Annotated in this window: 1 protein-coding gene; it reads left to right on the top strand. The window is 68.1% G+C overall.

The window, feature by feature from the left end:
* On the top strand, positions 1-1,443 hold a 1,443-nt coding region (locus Aut01nite_RS43030; protein ID WP_043530840.1), incomplete at both ends, for an NAD-glutamate dehydrogenase domain-containing protein.

Here is a 1,443-nt window from a genome sequence, read left to right on the forward strand (position 1 = left end):
GGATCACCGAGCTGCTCGATCAGGTGGACAGCCTGGATCAGGACCGGATCCTGCGGTCCTATCTGATGTTGATCGAGGCGACTCTGCGGACCAGTTTCTTCCAGCGGGGCCGGGAGGGGCGGCCGAAGTCGTACGTCGCGTTCAAGCTCGATCCGCAGGCGATCCCGGATCTGCCGCAGCCCCGGCCGAAGTTCGAGATCTTCGTGTACTCGCCGCGGTTCGAGGGTGTGCATCTGCGGTACGGGGCGGTCGCGCGCGGTGGTCTGCGCTGGTCGGACCGGCGTGAGGACTTCCGGACCGAGATCCTCGGGCTGGTCAAGGCGCAGATGGTGAAGAACTCGGTGATCGTGCCGGTCGGTGCCAAGGGCGGTTTCGTGCTGAAGCAGAAGCCGGGCGACCGGGACGAGGCGGTGGAGTGCTACCAGCGGTTCATCACCGCGCTGCTGGACGTCACCGACAACATCCAGAGCGGCAAGATCGTGCCGCCGGAGGACGTGGTCCGGCACGACGGCGACGATCCGTACCTGGTGGTGGCGGCGGACAAGGGCACCGCCACGTTCTCCGACATCGCCAACGAGATCTCGGTCGGCAAGGACTTCTGGATGGGCGACGCGTTCGCCTCCGGCGGGTCGGCCGGTTACGACCACAAGAAGATGGGCATCACCGCCCGCGGCGCGTGGGAGTCGGTGAAGAAGCACTTCCGGGATCTGGGCCTGGACACCCAGACCGAGGACTTCACGGTGGTCGGCGTGGGTGACATGTCCGGCGACGTGTTCGGCAACGGCATGCTGCTGTCGCGGCACATCCGGCTGGTGGCGGCGTTCGACCACCGGCACATCTTCCTGGACCCCGACCCCGACGCGGCGACCTCGTACGCCGAGCGCAAGCGCCTGTTCGACCTGCCCCGCTCGTCCTGGGACGACTACGACAAGTCCCTGATCAGTTCCGGCGGCGGGGTCTACCCGCGGTCGGCGAAGTCGATCCCGGTCAGCCCGCAGGTCCGGGAACGGCTCGGGCTCGGCGAGGCCACGGTGATCAGTCCGGGCGAGTTGATGCGGGCGATCCTGCTGGCGCCGGTCGACCTGTTCTTCAACGGCGGTATCGGCACCTACGTGAAGGCGGCCACCGAGTCGCACGCCGAGGTCGGTGACAAGGGCAACGACGCGATCCGGGTCAACGGCGCCGACCTGCGGGTCCGGGTCGTCGGTGAGGGCGGCAACCTGGGCCTGACCCAGCGCGGCCGGATCGAGTTCGCCCGGGCCGGTGGCCGGGTGTTCACCGACTTCATCGACAACTCGGCCGGGGTGGACTGCTCCGACCACGAGGTCAACATCAAGATCCTGCTCGGCGGCGCGGTCGCCGACGGCGTGATGACCCTGCCCGAACGCGACGAGTTGCTGGCCGCGATGACCGACGAGGTCGGCGACATGGTCCTGCGCGACA

The organism is Actinoplanes utahensis (genome assembly GCF_016862455.1).
GTDB lineage: Bacteria > Actinomycetota > Actinomycetes > Mycobacteriales > Micromonosporaceae > Actinoplanes > Actinoplanes utahensis.